Source organism: Paenibacillus macquariensis (assembly GCF_900156375.1).
Classification (GTDB): domain Bacteria; phylum Bacillota; class Bacilli; order Paenibacillales; family Paenibacillaceae; genus Paenibacillus_AQ; species Paenibacillus_AQ macquariensis.
This window is the reverse complement of record NZ_FTNK01000066.1, coordinates 1-2,020: the sequence shown is the minus strand read 5'-3', so window position 1 is coordinate 2,020 and position 2,020 is coordinate 1. Positions and strand designations below refer to the sequence as shown.

Here is a 2,020-nt window from a genome sequence, read left to right as displayed (position 1 = left end):
TTGCTTTTTGTTAATTGTCTACTTGACAGGGGTCACTTCAACAATGGAGTGGTTTCTTTGGATAGAACTTCTCTTTTATTGAACTAGCTTGTTCCGTTGGCTCAATAACAGCCAATTATAATTTTTTCTTTTGTATTCTTTCAATAAATAACCAAGTGTAATAAATTAACCAAAAAACAATAGGAACTAAAAACACATAAGGTCTCTTATTTGCTGGAAGAAAGTAAAATAAATATAGCCCAATTATTAGCATTGGCGGCATTAAAATAAAATATTTCTTTTTATCCACATTCATCCCCTCCCTTTTGTTTAATATTAACAAAAATACCACCATCTTGTTCAACTAAACTGCCCGTTAGCTTAACGAAAACAAGGAGCAGCTGCCGTGGCAAACTGCTCCTTGTTTGATTCAACTATCGTGTCCCGTTAGCTTAATGTGAAATGGCAAACCAAGCGAATGCCGAAGCTTTGAATAGTGTTATTTAACGGACACTATCTCCTGTCTATTCTTCTAAAAGATATTTATAAAAACTGTTTAAATCATTACCACATATAATTATTTCTTCTACATCCATTGGTATAAAAGGAATTTTAACGATTTTCATTTCATTATCCCTTAAATCATAAGCGAATGCTTCTCCTCCGCCATCACTTCCAATTAATAAGATCCCTGGAGCAAATTCTTGAACTGAATAGTCTTTATTTAATTCAACAAGTTCATTCATTGACCATAATCTTATATATGAATTTCCAACGGACCCTTCCATTCCATTAATTTCACTCAATAATTCAACATAATCATTAGGGAAACTAATCCCTAACTGTGCTTCAATTTCTGATATTAATTTTTGCTCAATACCTGGATTATTATCAATTTCGTTTTTGAAATGGTCTATAAAATAATTTTTCATTCTGTATCCCCTATCTTTAAGAGTCTTTCTTAGCATGTGTTATTCGCGAAGTGATTCAACTATCCTACCCGTAGTTGAGAAAAGGCAACCGATCACAAGAAGCCGGTTGCCTTCAAATTCTTTATTAACCTATCGTATCCGTTAGTGCAATCATCTAGTAAATAGAGCAATCAGTTCAAGCTTTAGCGGGCTCATGCTCGCATGGCGTGCTCGATTCGCTTATCCGGCAAGAACCAGATCATGGCAACAAGTATGAAAAAGAAGCCGGATATCCAAGGACTCGCATATGCTGTCAAGGCCGCGATCAAGTAGAGCAAGGGAGATAATTTGCCCTTCCAGTCTTTGCCCATCGCCAGAACAAATGAGGAATCACCGGAATGCTGGTTAATAATCGCGCGCTGAAGCAGCCAGTATGCAAGCGACGCGAGTAGTAAAACAATACCGTATAACGCCGTTGGCGTGGCTGCAAAATGGTTCTCCCCCATCCAAGCCGTCGTGAACGGCACAAGGGATAACCAGAAGAGTAGCAGTAGGTTGAGCCACATCAACCGCCCGTTCATCGTTCGAACCATGTGCAGCAGATGATGATGATTGTTCCAGTAGATCCCGATATATACAAAACTAAAGATGTAGCTAAGAACCTTTGGGCCGAGTTCTACCAGCGCATGCCAGTCATGGCCTTCCGGCACTTTAAATTCCAACACCATGATCGTAATGATGATCGCCAACACACCATCGCTGAACGCTTCCATCCGATTCGATTTCAAAGTATTTCACCTTTCCTCGCTTCGCGCTTTTTAATCTATTCAATACCAGTACTTTGAATAAAACCCTTCATCTTGTCAAGCAAAACTTTCACGAATTGCAATCTCATATTCCAACAGTGCTTATACCTCACTCAACTATCATGACCGTTAGTTAAAAGATTTGCACAGTATCGTCCGAATGCGACAGAACAAGACCAACTATTAATATGTTGGCCGACTCCAGTAATTCCTTATTCAACTATCGTGTCCCGTTAGTTGAACAACCGCTGCCAGTAATTTACTGACAGCCATTTTATTTACTAAGGGGATTCTTTAATTAAGTTGTAGAAAACGTATGATTTC

The 2,020-nt window shown here is 38.5% G+C and carries 3 protein-coding genes; all 3 read right to left on the bottom strand.

What is annotated here, in order from left to right; all coding sequences use genetic code 11:
• Positions 1-115: 115 nt before the first annotated feature.
• The gene (locus BW961_RS29350; protein WP_068580608.1) at positions 116-295 is read right to left on the bottom strand and encodes a hypothetical protein; all 180 of its coding nucleotides are present in this window, start codon (positions 293-295) and stop codon (positions 116-118) included.
• Positions 296-503: 208 nt separating this feature from the next.
• Complete coding sequence (locus BW961_RS29345) at positions 504-911, bottom strand: SMI1/KNR4 family protein (protein ID WP_068580603.1); 408 nt, start codon at positions 909-911, stop codon at positions 504-506.
• 191 nt (positions 912-1,102) lie between these two features.
• Complete coding sequence (locus tag BW961_RS29340; protein ID WP_068580605.1) at positions 1,103-1,678, bottom strand: TMEM175 family protein; 576 nt, start codon at positions 1,676-1,678, stop codon at positions 1,103-1,105.
• Between the last annotated feature and the right edge of the window lie 342 nt (positions 1,679-2,020).